General features: G+C 32.3%; 1 pseudogene. It reads right to left on the reverse strand.

Annotated features, from left to right (window positions below):
• Positions 1-302: 302 nt before the first annotated feature.
• Positions 303-962, reverse strand: a pseudogene (locus tag IEX62_RS24275) (complex I subunit 1 family protein).
• Positions 963-1,168 lie beyond the last annotated feature (206 nt).

A 1,168-nucleotide genomic window follows, 5' to 3' on the forward strand; every position in this document is an offset into this window, starting at 1 on the left:
AAGTAGAATAATATCTATAACTAGCTATTGTACAAACTTTTAATCTAGATATAGTATTAAAATAACCTGTATGAACTAAATAGTTCGCACCTAAGGTAGTAACGGTAGAGTTCATATTTATATATGATTTCATTTTTTTTATCATTTTGTATTTACATACAAATTTGGACTATACCTTATCTTATAGAGCCGCAAGGCGTCTATTTAATGATCACGTCTAGTCTCTGAAGGTTTTAACATTATATGTTAACTTCCTTGCTGATTGTCCTAGCCTCAAAGGAGTTTCCAGCAATTTGTGATCTTTAATGAGACCAAATCATATTAGTAGCCTCAGCTAAATCAAAGGGGGCACGATTAGTTTCCGCAATCGATCCAATAAAAAATATAATAAATATAGGCAATAAAGGTAATACAAATAAAACAGCCCTTTGAGATTCAGTATTCACACCAAGATTAAAACTTCCAGTTAACATAATAACTAAAAGTATCGCAGAACTTAAGACTAACTCATAACTAATTAATTGGGCTGCACTTCTTAATGACCCTAAAAAAGCATATTTACTATTAGCACTTCATCCAGCTAAAAGTATTCCGTAGGTCGCTAGAGAAGAAACAGCCAACATATATAATATACCTAAATTCACATCCTGAATAACCAATGACGGTCCATAAGGTATTACTGCGTAACCTAAAAGAGAAAAAATTAATGTAATAACAGGACCTAAAAAGAATAATGTCATATTAGCTTGTGTAAGTGCTACATATTCTTTTAGTAAAAGTTTCAAAGCATCAGCAAATGCTTGCAAAAGTCCTAGGTAACCTACGGCATTCGGACCCAATCTTCTTTGCATACTTGCCATAGTTTTTCTTTCCGCTACTGTCACATAAGCTACTGCTAATAAAGAGGGAACTAATACCAAAAGAACTTCTAAAATCGAGATTATTGTTAGGGAATAAAACATAAAAAAAAAAAATTAGATTAAATGATGAAGAAGCAGAAGAAGAAGATCGAGATGAAGAATCGACCCCCCTCCGGGGTTGATTCAAGGCCCCACGGGCCCTCGAATCTTTTAATAATTGGAATTGATTTATTATTAAGCAATCTAGGCCAAAAAATTGAATTGTGTGTGCCAAAATATAAAATATTAAAACTTTAAAATTTAAAGTA

This window comes from Paenibacillus hunanensis (genome assembly GCF_014645615.1).
Classification (GTDB): domain Bacteria; phylum Bacillota; class Bacilli; order Paenibacillales; family Paenibacillaceae; genus Saccharibacillus; species Saccharibacillus hunanensis.